Raw genomic sequence first — 381 nt, 5'->3', positions numbered from 1 at the left:
ACATATACTTTTCCGAATACTTCAGTACCTTTAAACAAAGTAATCGTGGCTTTCCCTTTTGATTTAGCCGTCACTAAACCATTTTGATCGACTTCAGCAACTTTTTGGTTATCAGTCCAATAACGAGTAGCTGAATTATTTTTAACAGAATAGGTTTCTCCAACTTTTAGAGGTAAATTATAGTCTTGAATCTTGATAACATGTGTAGGTGAAATAGAAATGTTCTTTACTTCAGTAGGTGTGGAGTTTATTTCATGAGCTGAAGCTACCCCGCTGACCGACAGAGCTAACGCAGAAATCGATAAAGCAGAAACAACAGTTTTTTTGAAATTCATTTTGAAACACTCCTTTAAAGTTTTTTGTCTTGCACTATAACAATTC

Annotated in this window: 1 protein-coding gene; it reads right to left on the bottom strand. The window is 34.4% G+C overall.

The genetic code is table 11. The features are described 5' to 3' along the window. Window positions 1-335 (bottom strand): Ig-like domain-containing protein (locus RVS70_RS23140; protein WP_321135089.1); only part of this gene is annotated, 335 nt, incomplete at its 3' end. Window positions 336-381 lie beyond the last annotated feature (46 nt).

Origin of the sequence: Virgibacillus sp. M23 (assembly GCF_034190895.1) — a bacterium.
Taxonomy (GTDB): Bacteria; Bacillota; Bacilli; order Bacillales; family Amphibacillaceae; genus Virgibacillus; species Virgibacillus salarius.
The sequence above is the reverse complement of the archived record's forward strand: the minus strand, read 5'-3'. Positions and strand labels throughout refer to the sequence as shown.